The organism is Streptomyces sp. ME02-8801-2C, assembly GCF_033793965.1.
Taxonomy (GTDB): domain Bacteria; phylum Actinomycetota; class Actinomycetes; order Streptomycetales; family Streptomycetaceae; genus Streptomyces.
On the sequence record NZ_JARAXP010000002.1, the window covers coordinates 1,027,419 to 1,045,850 of the forward strand.

Consider the following 18,432-nt stretch of genomic DNA (forward strand, 5'->3'; position numbering starts at 1 on the left):
GACGAGTAACGGCCTGCCGGGACGATCCTTGCTGCCCCCTCGGTCGGCGGTGTGACGCACGAGGCATTGAAGTCCGGCCGGTCCCCGACAGTCGAGGTATTCGCGCATGTGAATGTGAAGTTCATGCTGACACGCCTCTGTGCCGATAACTGTTCAGCTGATAGGTTTTGGCGCCACGTCACCAGAGAGGCTGTTCCATGTATCGCGACACCACCGTCCGCGGGCACCTGACGTTCCCGCCCGACTTCATCCTCGGCGCCGCGACCGCCGCGTATCAGATCGAGGGCGGCGCGAAGGAGGGCGGGCGGGGCCCGTCCATCTGGGACACGTTCAGCCACACGCCGGGGAAGACCGCCGACGGCGCGACCGGTGACGTCGCCGCGGACCACTACCATCTCGTCGAGTCCGACCTCGACCTGATGGCCTCGCTCAAGCTCGGCGCCTACCGCTTCTCCATCTCCTGGCCGCGCGTGATGCCCACCGGCGAGGGCGAAGTCAACCCGGAAGGGCTGGAGTTCTACTCGCGGCTCGTCGACGGTCTTCGTGCGCGCGGCATCAAGCCGATCGTGACGCTCAACCACTGGGACCTGCCGCAGGCGCTGGAGGACCGCTACGGCGGCTGGCGCGGGCGTGAGACCGCATTCGCCTTCGAGAAGTACGCGGAGATCGTCGGGGCGGCCCTCGGTGACCGGGTCGACATCTGGTCGACCCACAACGAGCCGTGGAACAACTCGTTCGCCGGGTACGGCAGCGGCGCGTTCGCGCCCGGCGGGAAGAGCCATGCGGACGCACTCAAGGCCGTGCACCATCTGAACCTCTCCCACGGACTGGCTGTGGCGGCACTTCGGCGCACCGTCACGAACCCCGAGGCGCAGCTGTCCGTAGTGCTGAACATCTTCCGCATCGAAGCCGAAACCCCTGAGGACGCCGAGGCTGCGCGTCGCCTCGATGCGGTGGCCAACCGCGTGTTCACCGGGCCGATGCTCCGAGGTGAGTACCCGGCCGACCTCCTCGCTGACACCAGGTCCTTCACGGACTGGAACTTCGTGCTCCCAGGCGACCTGGAGATCTGCCACCAGCCGATCGACCTGCTCGGGGTGAACTACTACGAGGTCGCGCACGTCCGTGAGAAGCGGGACTTCGACCCCAGCACGGAAAGCGCCGGCGGCACTCCCTTTCCGGGCTCCGAGCGCATCGAGTACGTACGCCGCGGCGACCTGGGACGAACGGCGATGGACTGGGGGATCGAACCGCGAGGGCTGGAAGACCATCTGGTCGCTCTCTCCGAGGAGTTCCCCGGGCTGCCGATCATGGTGATGGAGAACGGAGCGGCCTTCGAGGACGTGGTCACCGAATCGGATGGCCGGCGCGTGGTCGTCGACCGCGACCGAACGCAGTTCCTCATCGATCACGTAACGGCGACTCATCGTGCCAAGGAGAGGGGCGCACACGTTGTCGGGTACCTCGTGTGGTCGCTGCTCGACAACTTCGAATGGGCCATGGGCTACGGCCCTCGCTTCGGCATCATCCGCGTCGACTACGACACCCAGGAACGCATTCCGAAACTGAGCGCGCACTGGTTCGCCGAACTCTGCGCCACGAAGGTCGTCCCGGCCCTCGCCGGCCACTGAGCGACCGCCTCAACTACCGCACTCTGTCATGCCGCAGAGGCGGTGTCGGGCCGAGCCGCGCTCGCGGCCACCGGGACAGCACACGGTCCATCTCCCCGGATGCCGCAGCGGGCCTCGGGTCATCCCTCAACAGGAAAGCGAGACACCATTCAATGAGAATGCACCGCATAGGCGCGGCGCTCGCAACCGTCACCATCGGGCTCATGACCGTGGTCTTCCCGACAGCCAGCGCCTCAGCTGCTTCAGACACCACGGACACCACCCTCCGCGAACTGGCCGCGAAAGAAGGGATTCTCATCGGCTCGGGGGCGACCAATCCCAACTATCTCGACGACCCCCAGTTCAGCGAGACGCTGGCGGAGCAGTTCGACAGCCTGTCGCCCGAGAACGAGCTGAAGTGGAACTTCGTCCAACCGCGGAAGGATGATTTCGAGTTCGCCGGCCTCGACAAGCTCGTCAAGTTCGCCGAGGATCATGACATGGCGGTGAAAGGCCACGGCCTCATCTCCGGCTGCTGCAATCCTGACTACGTCACGCAGGCAACCGACCCTGACGAGCTCCGTGCCGTGATGAAGACCCACTTCAACACGATCATGGATCGCTACCACGGGAAGATGGACCGGTGGGACGTCGTGACCGAACCGTTCTCCACCTTCGGCGGGACCGGGCTCGTGGAGAACGACTTCTACAAGGTCCTCGGCCCCGACTACATTGCGGAAGCGTTCCGCATCGCGCACGCCGCGGACCCCGACGCCAAGCTGTTCATCAACGAATCGTTGGTGGAGTTCTATCCGGAGAAGCGCCGGGAACTCTATGATCTGGTGGCCGATCTGGTCGCCGACGGTGTGCCCATCGACGGGGTGGGCTTCGAGATGCACGAGACCTTGGCAGGTCCCGAGCCCGGGGTCATCACGCAGATGGCGAAGTCCTACCAGGCGCTCGGACTGGACGTCGCCATCACCGAACTCGACGTACACACCTACGACGTGGATCAGCAGACGCAGATCTACGGGGACGTCATGGCCGAGGCACTGGCGGCCGGAATCCGGGACATCAGCTTCTGGGGCTTCACCGACAAGTACTCCTTCACCTGGCTGCCGGGCGCGAAGCCGCTCATGTACGACGAGGAATACAACCCCAAGCCCGCGTACTACGCCACGCGCGACGCTCTGCGGAACTTCGGCTCCGCGTCCTCGGCGCCGGGTGTCGGCACCCTCAAGAACACCAGCGGATGGACGAACGGCCTCCACGACGGCAACTACAGCGTGACGATGAACCTCTGGCACGGCACCCCGGGCAGCTTCTACCGTCTGTACGAGAACGACAAGCTGGTCTCCGCGCGGGTGCCGGACAGAGGCAGCGGCACTTCGCAGTCAGTCGAGACCACTTTCAAGGACAAGGCCAACGGCACCTACGTATACCGGGCCGAACTGATCAACTCGAACGGCACGACAGCCACGAACACCACGAGGGTCACGGTCAGGGACGCCGCACCGGGCAAGCCCGTGGTCAGCCACGACAACTGGGACAACGACGGCGCCTTCACCGCCACCGCGAACCTGTGGTGGGGTACGAACGCCACCTCCTGCACCTTCCTCCTTGACGGAGCAGTCGTCGGCGAAGGCTCGTTGACCGCCCACACACCGAACGCCCAGTCAGCGAAGGTGACTCTGTCGGGAGTGGCGAAGGGCAAGCACAGCCTGAAGGCCGTCCTCACCAACGCCAGGGGGGCGACCGAGTCCGATCCGGTACAAGTCACCGTCAACTGACGCAGGGGCTGTGCCGGCCCGGTGCGGAGAGAGCAAGCGCCCGGTGTGACCGTACGCCGCCCAGGCGACCGCGATCCGCAGTACCGGCGGGCCCGTTCCCGCGCCCCGGACGGCTCCCGGCGCGCGAGCACTGGCTGCCGGATCGGCACCGGCGTGTACTGCTCCAGCGGACGCACCATTTCATGATGGTCGGGCAGTGCTCGACAGGGCCAAGTGCCCGATGGTCGAGTGATCACCATCGGGCAGCTAGGTCGGAGTGTCGGTCAAGACCAGCCGCGTCTATCACGACAAGGGACTGCTACCTGAACCCGATCGCGATGCGTCCCGTTACCGGCGCTACGACGCGAACGCCACCATCGAACTGGTCAAGATCCGAACGCTTGCCGAAGCTCGCGTTCCCCCGGCCCGTATCCGGGACCTGAGATCAGCGACCGACAAGGAGTTCCAGCACGCGCTTCACAAGATAGGAGACGAGCTCACCGACCGCCACTGAAGACAAGTTCCCATACACGACCCCTGGCCCTCTCGGGTCGCCCAACAATCTACGGAGTTCTCATGTCGTTTCGCTGGGGCATCGCAGGCACCGGAACTATTGCGAACACATTCGCCAACGCCCTGGGTCGGCTGCCGGACGCCCAACTGGTAGCCGTCGGCTCCCGCAACCGGGAGACGGCCGACGCGTTCGGTGAGAAGTTCGGCATTGCGCCCCGCCACCGGCACGGCTCGTACGAGGACCTTGCGGCCGACGACAACCTCGACATCGTCTACGTTGCCTCGCCCCACTCGCACCACCACGAGCACACCCTGCTGTTTCTGAACGCGGGACGCCCCGTGCTGTGCGAGAAGGCCTTCGCGCTGGACGCCGCGCAAGCCGCCGAGATGGCAGAAGTGGCCCGGGCGCGCGGCCTGTTCCTCATGGAGGCGATGTGGAGCCGGTTCCTGCCGGCCTACGTCAAGATCAGGGAACTGCTTTCGGAAGGCGCCATCGGCGAAGTCCAGTCCGTGGAAGCCGACTTCGGATTCCGGTTCCCGGCAGACCCCACGCACCGCTTGTTCGACCGTGCCCTCGGCGGGGGTGCCCTGCTCGACTTGGGCGTGTACCCGGTATCCCTTGCCAGCATGGTGCTGGGCACCCCCGACCGGGTCACGGCGTACGGCACGCTCGGCGAGACCGGTGTGGACGAGCACACCGCCGTTCTGTCCGGCTACTCCGGCGGCGCGGTCGCACTGACCCAGTGCTCGATGAGGGCCCCACTCAGTTCCACGGCTCGGATCACCGGCACCGAAGGCCACATCGAGTTGCCGTTCATGATGCACTGCCCGGACGAACTGACTGTCCGGACACGTGATACCACCGAGCGCCTGAGTCTTCACGCCGCTCGCGGCGGTGACGACGACGACACGACGGGCGGGGGTATGCACCACCAGGCCAGGCATGTCCAGGAGCGGCTGCTGGCCGGGGAGTCGGAGAGCGACATCATGCCGCTGGACGAGACCGTGGCGATCATGCGCACGCTCGACAGTGTGCGCGAGCAGATAGGGGTGCGGTACTTCGACCACTGACATCCCTGGAACGGCCACATGGATCTGCCGGCGGTGGTCCATGTGGTCCTGGCCTGCCACCCCCTGCCGTCGCGTGGACTCGCGGCAGGGCAGGGCGGCAATCCCCCGAGGATGGTGGAGCGGAGAGGACCTGTGGGCGAGGCGGTGGTCACGGCTACAACGCCGATCGACGAAAGAGACAGCGCGGAGCGCCCGCCGCACAGACGGAAAGAGCCCGTTGAAGACAGCACATGGGCGCGAGAGCCCAGGCCCACCCCGCTGAGCCCCTCTCCATCGTCCGGTTCACATGGGTCCCTGCGGATCAGCCAAAATGCTGACCACTTGGGGCTGACGGAGGAGACGGGTTCGTCAGCCTGGGGTATGCCATTCCGTCAGTTCCGGGGATGTCAGTCGCCTCGGCCCAGCGCCTTGCGGGCGGTGGCGAGGATCTCCTCGGAGACGGGTTCGCCCTTGGTCGCGCGTGCGAGGACAAGTGCGCCGACCATGGTGGACAGCCGACTGAGGCCGTCGTCCTGGTCCGTGGCGAGACGCTTTGCCATCTCGCTGACGCCCTCGCTGTACTGGCGCTGGGCTGCGGGACCGCCCTGACCGCGCGCGATGTCGGCTGCGAGGGCTGCCACGGGACAACCGCCGGCCACGTCGTCGCGGTGCTTGGTGGACAGATACGCGTCGATCTCGGCTTCAGGAGAGGCAGCCTCGGGCGCAGTGCCTCCGCCTGAGGCTGCGAAGGCGTGCGTGGTGGCCTCGTCGAAGAGCGCTTCCTTGGAGGTGAACTGCTTGTAGAAGCCACCGTGAGTCAGTCCGGCTGCCTTCATCACGTCCGCGACGCTGATCTGGCCTCCCTGCTCCTTGAAGAGTCGCGACGCGGTCTCGACGACACGGCGCCGGTTCTCTTCCGCCTGCGCCTGCGATACCCGGCCCATCGCCCACCTCCCAAATAGATTCCACTCGTCATCTATAGTAGGTTCGATTTTAGATTACGCATGCAATCTATTCACGAGGGCCGCTGATGCGGCCCCTGACCTATCGGAAGTGATGGATCATGGAACTCAAGGGTGCGACCGCTGTGGTGACCGGCGCCAACCGTGGGCTGGGACGCCGCCTGGCCGAGCAACTCGTGCAGCGCGGGGCGAAGGTGTACGCGGCTGCCCGCCGGCCGGAGACCGTGGACCTGGACGGCGTCACGCCGCTGCGGCTCGACGTCACGGACCAGGCCACGATCCGGGAGGCCGCCCGTGTCGCGTCCGATGCTACGGTGCTGATCAATAATGCCGGTATCTCCCTCGGCATCCCGCTGATCGCCGGCGACCTGGCGGCCGTCCGCGCGGAGATGGGAACCAACTTCCACGGGCCGCTCGCCGTCACCCGCGAGTTCGCCCCGGTCATCGAGGCCAACGGCGGCGGAGCCGTCCTGAACATCCTCTCCGTGATCTCCTGGTGGCACCCGGCCCAGGCCGGCTCCTACGCGGCGTCCAAGGCCGCAGCCTGGGCGATGAGCAATGCCGTCCGAGAGGAACTGGCACCCCGCGGTATCACCGTCTCCGCGCTGCACGTCGGCCTGATGGACACCGACATGACCGCCGGTATGCCCACGGCGGACAAGGCGGACCCGGCCGACGTCGCCGCCCAGGCCTTGGACGGCATCGAAGCGGCCCTGCCCGAGATCCTCGCCGACGACGTCACCCGGCATGTCAAGCAGGGTCTGTCCCAGACACACGCCCTCAGCTGAGCTCGCCAGGGCGGCGGCCCTCACCTGCTCGTCCACGGTGACCGGCCTGTGAAGGCCGCGGTGGCGGGCTCGCCTCGCCACCCTGATCCACCCACCTGGGCATCTCAGTGGCCGTTGACACACCAGATCACGGCCAGGAGACCACCGTCGCGTCCACTGCCCGCGGGGCCCAACGGAAGGGGCACATCCTTTCCGCCACCGGACCCCGCCCCACCGGACCCCGCCCCAGCGGTCGACGGCTCTCCGGGGACAACGAGGGGCTTTGTTCACGGTTGTGGTTCTGGCTCAAGTTCTGGGCACTGTCGCTGGTTTGGGGTTGGGTAACGTTCAACGAGGGGTGGGCACCACCTTGGCGTGGGGGATGTGGTTCGCCTCGCTGACCTCCCACCAGCGGTGTCCGGCGGACCGTCCCGTTGCTGGTCGGCAGGAACGGCTGGAGCTGCGGGCACGTCGTCTCGTGTGCGCCAACGGGAGCTGCGAGCGTCGAACCTTCGCCGAGTAGATCCTGGGCCTGACGCGTCGGCACGCACGCCGCAGGAATGCCCTGACCGGCCGGCTCACGGACATCGCCCTGCTTTCGGGTGGACGTCCCAGAGCCAGTCTGTGCCCACGCCTGGCCATCGCCACCAGCAAGGACACCCTGCTCCGACTCCTGCGCGCACTGCCCGTCCCGCCGCCGGAGTCTGTCCCATGTCTTGGGCGTGGACGGGTTCCCCGTGCGCCGCGGGACGTACCTACGCGACGATCCTCGTCGACATGCCCACCCGCCGCCCATCGACGTCCTCACGGACCGCACTGCGCACACCTTTGCCGCCTGGTTGCGCGAACACCCCGAGGTGAGGGTTGTCTGCCGCGACCGTGCCGGCTCCTTCCGCGACGGCGCCCACGCCGGCGCACCACAAGCCCGGCAAGTTGCCGATGCCTGGCACCTGCTGCACAACCTCGCCGAGGCCGTTGAACGAGTCGTCGGACGACACCGTGCCGACCTGCGCGAACCCTTCACCGTGCGGGCCAACCAGGACGACACTCGCCCACCAGTGGCCGTCCGCCCCGCCGCCCTGGGTGAACTGGACGTGCACGATTGGCAGCGGCGGTTGGTCGCCCGCACCCGCGAACGCCACCAGCAGATCCACGAACGCATCGAACGTGGCGGCAGCCTGCGAGCCATCGCCCGTGAACTCCGCCTCAGTCGAGGCACCGTCGCACGCTTCGCCCGGGCCGCCGATGTCGAGCAGCTTCTCGTCGCGGCAACCCACCGCCCGAGCGTGATCGACGACTACCGGCTCTATCTGCATCACCGGTGGATGGAGGGCTGCACCAACGCTGCAGCGCTCACCCGGGAGATCCAGCAGCTGGGCCACCGCGGCGACATCAACACCGTCCGCCGCCACCTGCGGCCCTACCGCACCGGGACGATTCCCGCGGACGCTCCGCTGCCCCAGCTGACCGTCCGCCGGGTCACCGACTGGATCATGCGCCGGCCCGAGCAACTCACCGACACCGAGCGCAAGTGCCTCGACGAACACTCGACGGCCGAGGCCATCCGGCGCCGCGCGCCGTCCTCGGTGACCGTCTCCAGTACGTGCGTGTCAGACCCGCCAGACTTCGAGGTCGCCGTCGGCGGCGGCACCCTCGGCATTAGGCCCGTGTACCTGTTCCACACTCAACTGCGCGCCGACACCAGGCGCTCGTCGACCTCGGACTGGAGTGGGCAGCGGTGTAGCGGTGCTGCTCCGTAAGTGTGATCCAGGTACGAACCTCGTAGAACTACCAGTACCGGGGGGGTCGACGCAGCCCCGATGCTTGTCGGCATGGACGCACTGCGGCGTACATGACACATCAGTCGCATGGAGCGCCCGCTCGTACAGGCTGTCGATGACGGTCCAGCTCGGCAACCGCTCGTTCATCACCGGCCCAGTCAGCTCAAGACGGGATGTGCCGCCTCTCGTTCTCAGGCGGCCCATCCACCAGAAAAGGCCAGACGCACTCGGGCTCCCGAGTTGCTCACACCCCGTCCGGAGTACACATGATCAAGCGCATCGCGCTACGCACAAGAAGGCATACGGCAACCAGGAATTCTGTTGTCATGGCACTCATCGTGTCCTTCTTGGCCATCGCGTTCCTGCAATCCCCCCTGGGAACCACGAAGGCGGAGGCCGTAAACCAAAGCTGCCCGGGAGGTTTCACTTCGGGACAGGGGTCGTCAAGCTGCCCCAACTTGCACAACTCGGACCTTCTGACTCAGAGGCCGATGCCGCGGACCTTGTACCGTGGCGACTCCCGAACGCCGTTCGCGATATTCAACACCGGATTCGGTGGTCGGGGAGCCAACAACGATATTGTCGATCATGTCCGAGGCGACCGGGCCGGCAACAGCAACTACGTTTCGACGTCCGAGGCGCTCGGCGTCGCGGTTCCGTTCGCGCGGAGCCAGGGACTGCGCAACCTGGAAAGTGCTGCCCGAACGCGCTGCGCGACGTCGATCATCGTGCAGAATGCAAGCCGGGGGTGGCTATCGCGAATCTTTCCGTCAAGGTGCGGCAATCAGACGGTGAGCGCCGAGAGCTACGTCTATGAGATCAGCCCCACGTACGGCAGGAACGCGGTGTACGTGCCTGATCAGATCCGCGGCAACAGTGTCCTCTGGAACCACTACGCATCCCAGCAGGAATGGGCCTACGTCCATAGGATTCCGCGCGAAGCGATCCAGGGAGTCCGTGTCTACCGGATGACCGCGCGTGCGAATCAGGGCCTGATAGACACGCGCTCCATCACGTTCACATACGACCGTTACATCATAAATCCCCACTACGGGAGTGTGACGGTGGTCTACAACCCCAACAACGACGCGAACTCATTTTTCTCCTCCACATCGGATCTTGACGTTCCCTCACTTCCCGCGAATCCGTATACCCGAGGCTGCAGCGCGATCACTCGGTGCAGAGGCGGCGGAAACTGATGATGCGAGAAGTGAGAGAACACAACTCCCGAGAAGTCAGAGACGAAGGAAACCGCATCGTGAGAAACAACAAGCGAGGGGCGGCTGTCCGGACCGGGGCCTCGCCGGGACGACGGATCCGCCTGAGTCTCCTCGCCACCCTGGTCGTGCTGGCCGCCGGCACACTGACCTTCGCCGCGCCGGCGCAGGCCGACGAGAACACCGTCTGGGAGCAGGTGGAGGCCCTCGCCGACAACGACGGCGCCATCGCCGCTTTCGAGGACCCCAACATCGGGCCGGTCATCATCTTCCCGAAGGACTACACCGGGGACATCGACCACCTGCAGCCGCCGGCGAACTGGACCGACTCCTCCGGGCACACACCCACCAGTTGGCCCACGCCCACCACCGCGAAGAGCGCCAACTTCACCACCGACGACATCAGCACCCTCATCAGCGCGGTCTACGCAACGGTGCAACCCGAGGGTGACCTGACCTACGAACTCTTCGTGACCTACGACGGGCCGACCGACCGGGTGGTGGCGCAGACCAATGCCTCGTCCTCGGTCACCGACCCTCTGGCCAACGCGAACTCCGGCAGGCTCGTCATCGACAGAACCACGTCGGGCCAACCGGAAGTCGCCAAGTGCAATCCTGCGCACGGCCCCCTCACGTCGGGTTTCCTCTCCGACCCCCTGACCCAGCTGGCGGAGCTGGCCAACTTCAACTGCGCCCTCTCGTACTTCGAGGACCCCGTCATCGGGCCGGTGATCATCTTCCCGAAGGACTACACCGGGGACATAGACAACCTTCCCCACCCGACGGACTGGACCGACGGCGGCGGCCAGGCACCCAGCGGCTGGCCCACCGCCACCACCGCCCACAGTCTGCAGTTCACCACCGCCAAGCTGAAGGAGGTAAGCGAAGCGGTCTACGCGCGGCTCACACCCAACGGTGACAACACCTACAACACGTTCGTCTACTACGACGGCGAGAGCGACCGGCTCGTGGTGCTCACCGCCGCTCCGTCCTCGCTGACCAATCCCCTGCTCAGCGACTATCCCGACATGCTCACGATCAAGCCCAGCCCGAGCAACAACGTCCGGCTGATCAACGTCAACAGCGGCAAGGCACTCAACGCTGCGAACTGCGGCACCGCCGACGGGACCGGGATCAACCAGTGGGCCCAGCTCGACAACACCTGCCAGCAGTGGCAGTTCGCCCCCACTGCGGACGGCCACTACACCATCACCAACGTCAACAGCGGCAAGTCCCTGGAGGACCTGCACTGCGGGACGTGGAACGGCGCCTTGATGGACCTGGCGACCCCCGTCGACAACGACTGCCAGAAGTGGGACTTCGCCGAGGTCGACGGCCACTACACCATCACCAGCGTCAAGAGCGGTCTGGCCGTCGACGTGCAGAACTGCTCGACGAACGACGGCGCTCTGGTCCGCCAGTGGACCCCCCTCAGCAACGTCTGCCAACAGTGGGACATCGTGCTGGCCGACGCGTGATCGCCGGAACGTAGGTCTGCGTGCGACGGTCCGTCGGCTCTGCCGGCGGGCCGTCGCACAAGATCGGGATCACCGGGATTCCCGTCCGGCGCTCACTCGACCGGTCCCTGGGTCGACACCCACCAGCCCGCGACCTGGGCGCGGCTTGCGAAGCCGAGCTTGGCGCGGATGTTCCCCACATGGAAGTCGACCGTACGCAAGGAGAGGACAAGCCTGGCAGCGATCTGCCGGTTGCTCATGCCCTTGGCCACCAACGCGGCCACCTCCAGTTCCCGACGGGTCAGAGGGCCGGGAACGGGGTCCTGGGCGGCCGGTTCGACGCCGCTGTCCAGGGCATGGTCGATAGCCTGGCCGGGACTGTCATGGCCGCCGCCGACCGCGAGTGCCCTCTCGTACGCCTCCACGCCCAGGGCCCGTACGACCGACTGTTCGCACCGCGCGTGGTCCGCTTCCAGCGCCGGGCCGAACGCGGAAATATTCGCACCGACATCGCGCCACAGCTTGCGCGCCGCGCCCAGTAGCCGGCCTGCTCGCTCGTACTCCCCGTAGGAAGCGCTGATCCAGGCGAGCGTCTCCAGCATCAGCGCGGCACTGAGCGGCTCGTTGAAGCCCCGCTCGATCTCGAGCGCGGTCCGAATCAGCTTCAGGGCCTCCTCCCGGTCGCCGCGTCTCCAGGCGTCGCAGCTCAGCGTCCACATCGCATGCGCGCGTGCCCACCGCTCACCGTGCGCTTCCCCCAGGGCGATCGCCCGCCGGCAGGCCTCCGCACCACGCGGATCCCCCAGGTCCATCAGAACCGCGGCCAACTGGAACAGCTCGAACATCGCCGAGGCCTCCCTCCCAGCTTCCGTATGGGCGGCGATCGCGTGCTCGAACAATGGCACGGCCTGCGCCAGCCGCCCCTGGAACGCCGCCAACGCGCCACGCAGGCCCAGGACATGCGCGAGCATCACCCGATCGTCCTGCTGCTTGCCAAGTTCTCCGGCCTCGGCCAGCCACCGCTCAGCCGCCACATGGTCGCCCTGCAGAAGCACCACCCAGGCTCCGGCGCACAGCGCCCGAATGCGAGCCGGGGTGGGTTCGGGCGCGGCGGCGAGGGCACGATCGAGCTGTCGTCGCCCTTCGCCGAGGAATCCGCCGGCGCACCAGTGGAAGCGCAGCGCCGCGGCCAGCGCGAGGCCGGCCTGCGGGTCGTCGTCGTAAGCCAGCGCGGCCAGCAGATTGGCATGCTCGACGCGCAGGCGGCTGAGGGCTTCCTCCTGGCCGGGGCCGTACCAGCCGTCGGCGATGCGCTCAGCGAGGGCGAGGTGGAAGTCATGGTGTCGCCGCAGCAGGCGCTCTTCCTCCCCGGACTCGGCGAGCCGCTCCCGGCCGTACTCGCGGATGGTCTCCAGCAGCCGGTAGCGGGGCAGGCCCTCGCGCTCGGTGGGCAGGACGACAGACTGGACCACCAGTCGGCCGAGGAGGTCCAGCACCTCCCGCGCGTCGATGCCCTCTCCGGCGCAGACGCTCTCGGCCGCGTCCAGGCCGAAGTCGCCTGCGAAGACCGACAGCCGGTGCCACAGCAGCCGCTCGGCCGGGGAGCACAGCTCGTAACTCCAGTCCACCGCCGCGTGCAGGGTGCGGTGCCGTGGTCGGGCGGTCCGGCTGCCCTCGGTGAGCAGCGCGAAACGGTCCTCCAACCGGTCCACGGCCTGTTCGACGGTGAGCATACGCAGCCGGGACGCGGTCAGTTCGATGGCGAGCGGCAGTCCGTCCAGGCCCGCGCACAGCCGGGTGACCGTGTCCCAGTTCGCGTCGGTGATCCGGAAGTCGGGCCGTACGGCGAGGGCACGGTCCCGCAGGAGTTCGACCGCTTCGTCCGGCACTTTCAGGGGCGGCACGATGAACACGTGCTCGCCGGAGATGCCGAGCGTCTGGCGGCTCGTCGTCAGCACGCGCAGGTCAGGGCAGGCCGACAGAAGCGTATCCGCCAGTTCGGCGCAGGCGTCGACCAGATGCTCGCAGTTGTCCAGCACGATCAGAGCGCGGCGCCCGGCCAGGTGCTCGGCAAGACTGCCGAGCGCGGGCCTGGCGCCCACGTCCACGATGCCCACGGCGGCGGCGGCCGCGGGCGCCACCGCCGAAGGTTCCTGCACCGGTGCCAGGTCGACCAGCCATGTCCCGTCGGGGAAGGCCCTCCTGGCCGCAGCGGCCGCTTCCAGCGCCAGCCGCGTCTTGCCGACGCCGCCCACACCGGTGAGTGTCAGCAGCCGCTTCGCGCCCAGCAGGCGGCGGATCTCGGCGATCTCGTGTCGCCGGCCCACAAAACTCGTGAACGCCGCGGGCAGGGTCGCCGCCCCCACACTCATGTGCCGACTTCGAGGCTCGGCTGGCGGGTGGCCTGAAGGCCGGCGGGGACGCACATGTCATGGGCGGTGGAGCCGAGGTGGCCGACCACGTCGGCGATGCTGCAGCCGGCCGCCTTGCTGGGCGCGTTCCACGGGGAGGTGGTGAGGGAGTTCGCGAACTCGAGCATCACGGTGCTCCTGGTGCGGAACGCAGCGTGGAGGTACTCAGGTCGGGGGTGGGGAGGCGGTTGGCCATGTCGAATCTGCTCTCGTGAGATGTGCGGGCCCGTCGTGTGGTGATCGAGCTCTTCGCGTGCGCGCAGGCGCGCCGAAGGTCGCGGGCGGTGGACATGGCCGCCTGACGGCGTCAGTTCGAGTTGCGGATGGCCTCTATCGCCGTGTCATAGAGGTCGAACAGGGGCGTCGAGCCCCGAAGCCGCAGCCATTCCTCGGTGGCGGCCTGTAGGCAGGTGATGGCCGTCGCGACGATGGCCCTGGCCGAGAAGCTCCGTGCCTGGGAGGCCGCCAGCTTCGGTTCGATCAGGGGGGCGAGCAGGTCGGTCCACCTTGCCTGCTTCTCAGCGTGGCCGGCCCGTAGGGAGTCGTTGTCGAACAGCATCGAGACGATCTCGAGGCGGTTCTGGGGGTCGGCCTCGATCTCGTCAAGCACCACGAACGAGTGGCGCAGCGAGACCCAGACGTCTTCATCGGCGGGCCGGGCACCCAGGCGCGCCGCGATGACGTCACCCTGCTCGGACAGCCCGCTCAGGGCCAGGTCTTCTTTCGTGCGGAAGTAGTTGAACAGGGTGCGGCGCGAGACTCCGGCTGCTGCGGCGACCTCTTCGACGGTCGTCTCTGCGAAGCCTTTCTCGGCGAACAGCTGCATCGCCGTCTGTGCCAGAAGTGAGCGGACGACGGCTCGAGTCTGCATGCGGATGGGGGAGGGGGTCGTTGCCATGCACTAAGAGTACGACAGTGCAGTTCATGAATCTAATTGCACTCAGTGCAGCAATGTGCATAGAGTGTGCCCATGGGCAGAATCGACTACACCACCCAGACCGTCATCGTCACCGGAGCCAGCTCCGGCCTCGGCGCGGAATTCGCCCGCCAACTCGCCGCCCGCGGCGCGAACCTCGTTCTCGTGGCCCGCCGCGAAGCCCGTCTGAAGGCCCTCGCCGACGAGCTGACCCGCCGCGACGGGGTGACCGTGACCACCGTCGCTCGCGAACTCGACCGGCCGGACGCCGGGCGCGCGCTCCGCAAGGAACTCGAGTCCCGGGGCATCTTCGCCACCGGGCTCGTCAACAACGCCGGCTTCGGCACGCACAACCCGTTCGGCGAGGAGGACCCCGAGCGGCTGCAGCAGTTGATCACGCTGAACATCGGCGCCCTCGTCGATCTCAGCCACGCCTATTTCGACGTCTTCGCGAAGCAGAAGACGAGCATCCTGATCAATGTCGCCAGCCTGCTCGGCTTCATGCCGACCCCCTATCTCAGCGTCTACGGCGCGTCGAAGGCGTTCGTGCTGAGCTTCACCGAGTCGCTCTGGGAAGAGGCCCGCGGAACGGGCCTGCGCGTACTCGCCATCTCCCCCGGCTCGATGGCGACCGAGTTTTTCGACGCCGCCGGCAGCCAGGCCGCCGACTACGGCACCCGCCGTGCCCGCCCCGAAGACGTCGTGAAGACCGCGATCGACACCGTCGACAAGGCCTCGCACCGCCCCTCGGTCATCACGAACGGGCGCCCGCTCGCCATCGCGGCGCGCCTTTTGCCACGCAGCGCGGTCGTGCACTTCATGGGCGCCACCATCCGCCGCAGCAACCGTTGAGGCTTCCGGGACCCATCGACCACCTGTCCACGCGTCCGCGCATCCACTCAGCAATCCAGTAGGGAGCATCATCATGACCACCCCCACCCACGAGCCGACCACGAAGGCGGGACTCACAGACAGGGAGCGCTTCGGCGCCATCCTCGCCGCCCAGCGGTCCGCCCAACTTCGCGATGGTGCGCCATCACTCGAAAAGCGGCGCCGCGATCTGCGCGCGTTCAAGGCGGCACTGATCAGCCGGCGCCGCGCCATCGAAGACGCGATCAACACCGACTTCGGCAACCGCTCGCGCCACGAGACCGCGATGATGGAGGTGCTGGGCGTCGTTCAGGGGATCGACTACCTCGATCGCAACCTGCGCTCCTTCATGCGCCCCACCCGCCGCCGGATCGCGCTGCAGCTGCGCCACGGGAGCAATCACATCGAGTACCAGCCCCTCGGGGTCGTCGGCGTGATCTCACCGTGGAACTACCCGGTGAATCTCTCCCTGATGCCCGTGGTCACAGCCATAGCGGCGGGCAACAGGGTGATGCTGAAGCCGTCGAAGTACACCCCTGTAACAAACGCCCTGCTTACAGCGATGATCGCGGAGCTCTACCCCGAGGAGCAGGTCACCGTCGTCAGCGGCGACGGCAGTGCCTTCTCCTCGCTCGCCTTCGACCACCTCGTCTTCACCGGCAGCAGCTCGGTCGGCCGCGCTGTGATGAAGGCGGCGAGCGAGAACCTCGTGCCGGTCACGCTCGAACTCGGCGGCAAGTCCCCGACCATCGTTGCCCGCGGACGGGTGACCGACAAGACGGTCGAGTCCATCGCCTTCGGGAAGCTGCTCAGCGGCGGCCAGACTTGCATCGCCCCCGACTACGCCCTCGTGCACGAAAGCGAGGTGGGCGCCTTCGTCCAGCGCTACGACGCCCTGGTCAAGGCCGCATACCCCGATGGACCCACGAGCGTCGACTACACCTCGATCATCAACCAGCAGCAGTACGACACCCTCGTTGAGCTGATCGCGGATGCCCGGGCCCACGGTGCGACCGTCATCGAGGTGGGTCACCGACCGCAGGATGCGGCACTGCGCCCGCGCACCTTTCCGCCCACCGTGGTGCTGGGCGTCACCGACGAGATGCGCATCGCACACGAGGAGATCTTCGGACCGATCCTGCCGATCTTCCCGTACGGCATGATCGACGACGCCATCGACTACGTGAACCAGCGGCCGCGGCCGCTTGCCCTCTACTACTTCGGCGCCAAAGACGCCGACCGCCGCGCAGTGCTCGACCGTACGACCTCGGGCAACGTAACCCTGAACGGCACGATCATGCACGTCGGGCAGGACGACCTCCCCTTCGGCGGAGTCGGCGAGAGCGGCATGGGCAAGTACCACGGCATCGAGGGCTTCCGCACCCTCAGCCACCCCAAGGGCATCTACACACAGGGCCGCTGGAACGCCGCCAACCTGCTGCGCCCGCCTTTCGGCAAGCGCTCCGACCGCCTCCTGGACTTCTTCCTGCGCTGAGATCACGGGCCAGAGCGTTGCCGAACGCGATCACGCCCAGCACCAGGTACCTTGCCCTCCACCTTCGGCAGAATGCGGGTGCCCGAGTGCCAGAACGCGGCGTCGGTCCGCTTCACGTCGTCCACGTCCCGGCCAGCCAGAACCCGACCGATGCCGCGCACGAGGGAGTCGGTGGACTTCTCCACCTGCTTGTGGAGCAACCCCGGGTGCGTGCAGTGGGCCCGTAGGTGGGCGGTTCGTAAGGTGATGTCCGTTTCCTGTCGGTCGACCACCTCCAACACCTTCACCAGATGGGCGGACGGACACGCGGACACCCTCGCCCTCGGCCTCCTCACCGAGGGCCTCGCCACGGCGAGGGCTTCCGCCCGCACCGGCCCAAGCGCGGCAGCGTGGACGCCTACCCCTGGGAACTCGCCCTCGACGCACTCCCGTCGGCCAACCGACTCCCGGCTGGCGTTGGCGCCTGCCAACGCCGCGCATGACTCCAATGACGCCTGAGAGGTTTCAGTGCACTGGAATCAGCGGCTCTTCCAGATCCGCCCCGCTGTTCCCAGCGCCGTGCACACTCCACTGACCCCTTCCGATCGGCACGGACCACCCACGCATCAGGTTGACAAGACCGTCCGGCCCACGGGTCTGCTCCGACCAGGTTCGCGCGTCGCAAGTTTGGGTGAGAGGGGATGGGCCCCTGCCGTACCCGCTCGCGTACGAGTGCCAGGACCATCTGATCGGACTGGCGATCGGAGAGTCCGCCGAAAGTCGTGATCGTGCGACCACGACGCGGGAAGCCTGGGCCGACTGGCGACCATAGTCCTCCTGAGCGATCGGAGCGCGGGTCGGTTCGGCGGGTTGAAGAGACGGGTCTCAGCCTGGTCGAGATGGTGGGCTAGAAGTCTGCTGAAAATCTTGTTGTGGGGCTGTCCGGCCGTAGGCCGGGCGGCCCTTTTCGCTATGCGGTGGCGGGGGTGAGGTGCCAGCCGCCGTTGGCCCGGGTGAGTCCGAGGTTGATCAGTCGGCGGAGGTTGAGGGCGGCGGCGCGGTGGTGGAGCCAGATGTTGTTGGCGATGACGCCGCGGTAGGGGACCCGGCGGTTCCCCTTGGTGACCAGCCAGGCGATGGCGCGTTCGACGGGGGGCCGCCATCTGCGGTATTCGTCCTGCCAGACGGGGTCGGTCGCAGCCTGGTGGCGTGCCGCGGTGAGCAGTTCGTGCTGGGGGTGGACGTTGAGGGTGCGCCCGGTCCTGGAGGTGGTGCAGCGTCCGCGCAGGGGGCAGTCGGTGCACGCGCTTGAACTGGGCGGTGCGAGCGCCGTCCGCTTTGACCTGTCCGAGGTTGGCGGTGCGTCCGGCTGGGCAGGTCGCGGTGGCGGCGGCCGTATTGATGTGGAAGTCGTCGATGGTGAAGCCGCCGGGGATGGCCTGCCGCAGCGGCGGCGGCTTGATGACCAGGGTGTGGCCGTCGGCCTGCAGGTGTGCGCGCAGGTCGCCGGTGCCGTATGCGGAATCGCCGAGCACGGTTAACTCACTGCCCTCGTCCTCGTCGGCCGGCAGATCGGCCGCGACAGCGGCCTCATGGTTGTCGGGGCCGTAGCCACTGGTGAGGGCAACCGCGGTG

Annotated in this window: 16 protein-coding genes and 1 pseudogene; 12 read left to right on the forward strand and 5 right to left on the reverse strand. The window is 67.2% G+C overall.

All coding sequences use genetic code 11. The annotated features are described in order from the left end of the window. Positions 1-197: 197 nt before the first annotated feature. The 4 genes from PV396_RS09000 to PV396_RS09015 all read left to right on the forward strand — a co-directional run bounded on the left by PV396_RS09000 (position 198) and on the right by PV396_RS09015 (position 4,963). The gene (locus tag PV396_RS09000) at positions 198-1,631 is read left to right on the forward strand and encodes a GH1 family beta-glucosidase (protein ID WP_319202190.1); all 1,434 of its coding nucleotides are present in this window, start codon (positions 198-200) and stop codon (positions 1,629-1,631) included. Positions 1,632-1,834: 203 nt separating this feature from the next. Then, on the forward strand, positions 1,835-3,400 hold the full coding sequence (locus PV396_RS09005; protein WP_319202191.1) for an endo-1,4-beta-xylanase: 1,566 nt from the start codon (positions 1,835-1,837) through the stop codon (positions 3,398-3,400). A 256-nt stretch (positions 3,401-3,656) separates the two neighbouring features. Then, positions 3,657-3,893 carry a MerR family transcriptional regulator gene (locus PV396_RS09010; RefSeq protein ID WP_416071359.1) on the forward strand — a complete coding sequence of 79 codons (237 nt, stop codon included), beginning with the start codon at positions 3,657-3,659 and terminating at the stop codon, positions 3,891-3,893. 62 nt (positions 3,894-3,955) lie between these two features. Beyond that, positions 3,956-4,963 (forward strand): Gfo/Idh/MocA family oxidoreductase, encoded by a 1,008-nt coding sequence (locus PV396_RS09015; protein ID WP_319202193.1) that lies wholly within the window; start codon positions 3,956-3,958, stop codon positions 4,961-4,963. Positions 4,964-5,349: 386 nt separating this feature from the next. On the opposite strand, the gene PV396_RS09020 is transcribed toward PV396_RS09015, so the two are convergent. Beyond that, a complete protein-coding gene (locus tag PV396_RS09020; protein ID WP_319202195.1) occupies positions 5,350-5,886 on the reverse strand; it encodes a TetR family transcriptional regulator in 537 nt (178 codons plus the stop codon). A 119-nt stretch (positions 5,887-6,005) separates the two neighbouring features. Between PV396_RS09020 and PV396_RS09025 the strand changes: the two genes are divergently transcribed. From PV396_RS09025 to PV396_RS09045, 5 genes and pseudogenes are all read left to right on the forward strand, one after another. Then, positions 6,006-6,692, forward strand: a complete 687-nt coding sequence (locus PV396_RS09025) for an SDR family oxidoreductase (RefSeq protein WP_319202197.1) — start codon at positions 6,006-6,008, stop codon at positions 6,690-6,692. Between the two features lie 716 nt (positions 6,693-7,408). Next, positions 7,409-7,627 (forward strand): annotated as a pseudogene (locus PV396_RS45055) (transposase); the annotation flags it as partial. Between the two features lie 330 nt (positions 7,628-7,957). Continuing rightward, positions 7,958-8,431 (forward strand): hypothetical protein, encoded by a 474-nt coding sequence (locus tag PV396_RS09035; protein ID WP_319202201.1) that lies wholly within the window; start codon positions 7,958-7,960, stop codon positions 8,429-8,431. A gap of 347 nt (positions 8,432-8,778) precedes the next feature. Next, the gene (locus PV396_RS09040) at positions 8,779-9,651 is read left to right on the forward strand and encodes a hypothetical protein (RefSeq protein ID WP_319202203.1); all 873 of its coding nucleotides are present in this window, start codon (positions 8,779-8,781) and stop codon (positions 9,649-9,651) included. A gap of 59 nt (positions 9,652-9,710) precedes the next feature. Then, positions 9,711-11,147 carry an RICIN domain-containing protein gene (locus tag PV396_RS09045; protein ID WP_319202206.1) on the forward strand — a complete coding sequence of 479 codons (1,437 nt, stop codon included), beginning with the start codon at positions 9,711-9,713 and terminating at the stop codon, positions 11,145-11,147. A 92-nt stretch (positions 11,148-11,239) separates the two neighbouring features. Here the strand turns inward: PV396_RS09045 and PV396_RS09050 are convergent, their stop codons facing one another. From PV396_RS09050 to PV396_RS09060, 3 genes are all read right to left on the reverse strand, one after another. Continuing rightward, positions 11,240-13,498, reverse strand: coding sequence for an ATP-binding protein (locus tag PV396_RS09050; protein WP_319202208.1), 2,259 nt, complete (start codon positions 13,496-13,498; stop codon positions 11,240-11,242). Continuing rightward, a complete protein-coding gene (locus tag PV396_RS09055; protein WP_319202210.1) occupies positions 13,495-13,665 on the reverse strand; it encodes a maleylpyruvate isomerase N-terminal domain-containing protein in 171 nt (56 codons plus the stop codon). The genes PV396_RS09050 and PV396_RS09055 overlap by 4 nt, the downstream gene beginning before the upstream one ends. A 179-nt stretch (positions 13,666-13,844) precedes the next feature. Continuing rightward, positions 13,845-14,435 (reverse strand): helix-turn-helix domain-containing protein, encoded by a 591-nt coding sequence (locus PV396_RS09060; protein WP_319202212.1) that lies wholly within the window; start codon positions 14,433-14,435, stop codon positions 13,845-13,847. Between the two features lie 72 nt (positions 14,436-14,507). Between PV396_RS09060 and PV396_RS09065 the strand changes: the two genes are divergently transcribed. Further along, entirely contained in the window at positions 14,508-15,305 is a 798-nt protein-coding gene (locus tag PV396_RS09065; RefSeq protein ID WP_319202214.1) for an SDR family oxidoreductase, read from the forward strand. Between the two features lie 73 nt (positions 15,306-15,378). After that, complete coding sequence (locus PV396_RS09070; RefSeq protein ID WP_319202216.1) at positions 15,379-16,818, forward strand: coniferyl aldehyde dehydrogenase; 1,440 nt, start codon at positions 15,379-15,381, stop codon at positions 16,816-16,818. Positions 16,819-17,767: 949 nt separating this feature from the next. Here PV396_RS09070 and PV396_RS09075 read toward each other — a convergent pair. Beyond that, positions 17,768-18,196 (reverse strand): transposase, encoded by a 429-nt coding sequence (locus tag PV396_RS09075; protein ID WP_319202339.1) that lies wholly within the window; start codon positions 18,194-18,196, stop codon positions 17,768-17,770. Between PV396_RS09075 and PV396_RS09080 the strand changes: the two genes are divergently transcribed. Beyond that, positions 18,096-18,338 (forward strand): hypothetical protein, encoded by a 243-nt coding sequence (locus PV396_RS09080; RefSeq protein WP_319202218.1) that lies wholly within the window; start codon positions 18,096-18,098, stop codon positions 18,336-18,338. The genes PV396_RS09075 and PV396_RS09080 overlap by 101 nt on opposite strands. The last annotated feature ends 94 nt before the right edge of the window (positions 18,339-18,432 follow it).

Bases quoted from the DNA above. Each gene is read 5' to 3' on its own strand.
- PV396_RS09000 (WP_319202190.1), top strand. From the start codon at position 198: ATGTATCGCGACACCACCGTCCGCGGGCACCTGACGTTCCCGCCCGAC.
- PV396_RS09005 (WP_319202191.1), top strand. From the start codon at position 1,835: ATGACCGTGGTCTTCCCGACAGCCAGCGCCTCAGCTGCTTCAGACACC.
- PV396_RS09015 (WP_319202193.1), top strand. From the start codon at position 3,956: ATGTCGTTTCGCTGGGGCATCGCAGGCACCGGAACTATTGCGAACACA.
- PV396_RS09020 (WP_319202195.1), bottom strand. From the start codon at position 5,886: ATGGGCCGGGTATCGCAGGCGCAGGCGGAAGAGAACCGGCGCCGTGTC.
- PV396_RS09025 (WP_319202197.1), top strand. From the start codon at position 6,006: ATGGAACTCAAGGGTGCGACCGCTGTGGTGACCGGCGCCAACCGTGGG.
- PV396_RS09040 (WP_319202203.1), top strand. From the start codon at position 8,779: ATGGCACTCATCGTGTCCTTCTTGGCCATCGCGTTCCTGCAATCCCCC.
- PV396_RS09050 (WP_319202208.1), bottom strand. From the start codon at position 13,498: ATGAGTGTGGGGGCGGCGACCCTGCCCGCGGCGTTCACGAGTTTTGTG.
- PV396_RS09055 (WP_319202210.1), bottom strand. From the start codon at position 13,665: ATGCTCGAGTTCGCGAACTCCCTCACCACCTCCCCGTGGAACGCGCCC.
- PV396_RS09060 (WP_319202212.1), bottom strand. From the start codon at position 14,435: ATGGCAACGACCCCCTCCCCCATCCGCATGCAGACTCGAGCCGTCGTC.
- PV396_RS09065 (WP_319202214.1), top strand. From the start codon at position 14,508: ATGGGCAGAATCGACTACACCACCCAGACCGTCATCGTCACCGGAGCC.
- PV396_RS09070 (WP_319202216.1), top strand. From the start codon at position 15,379: ATGACCACCCCCACCCACGAGCCGACCACGAAGGCGGGACTCACAGAC.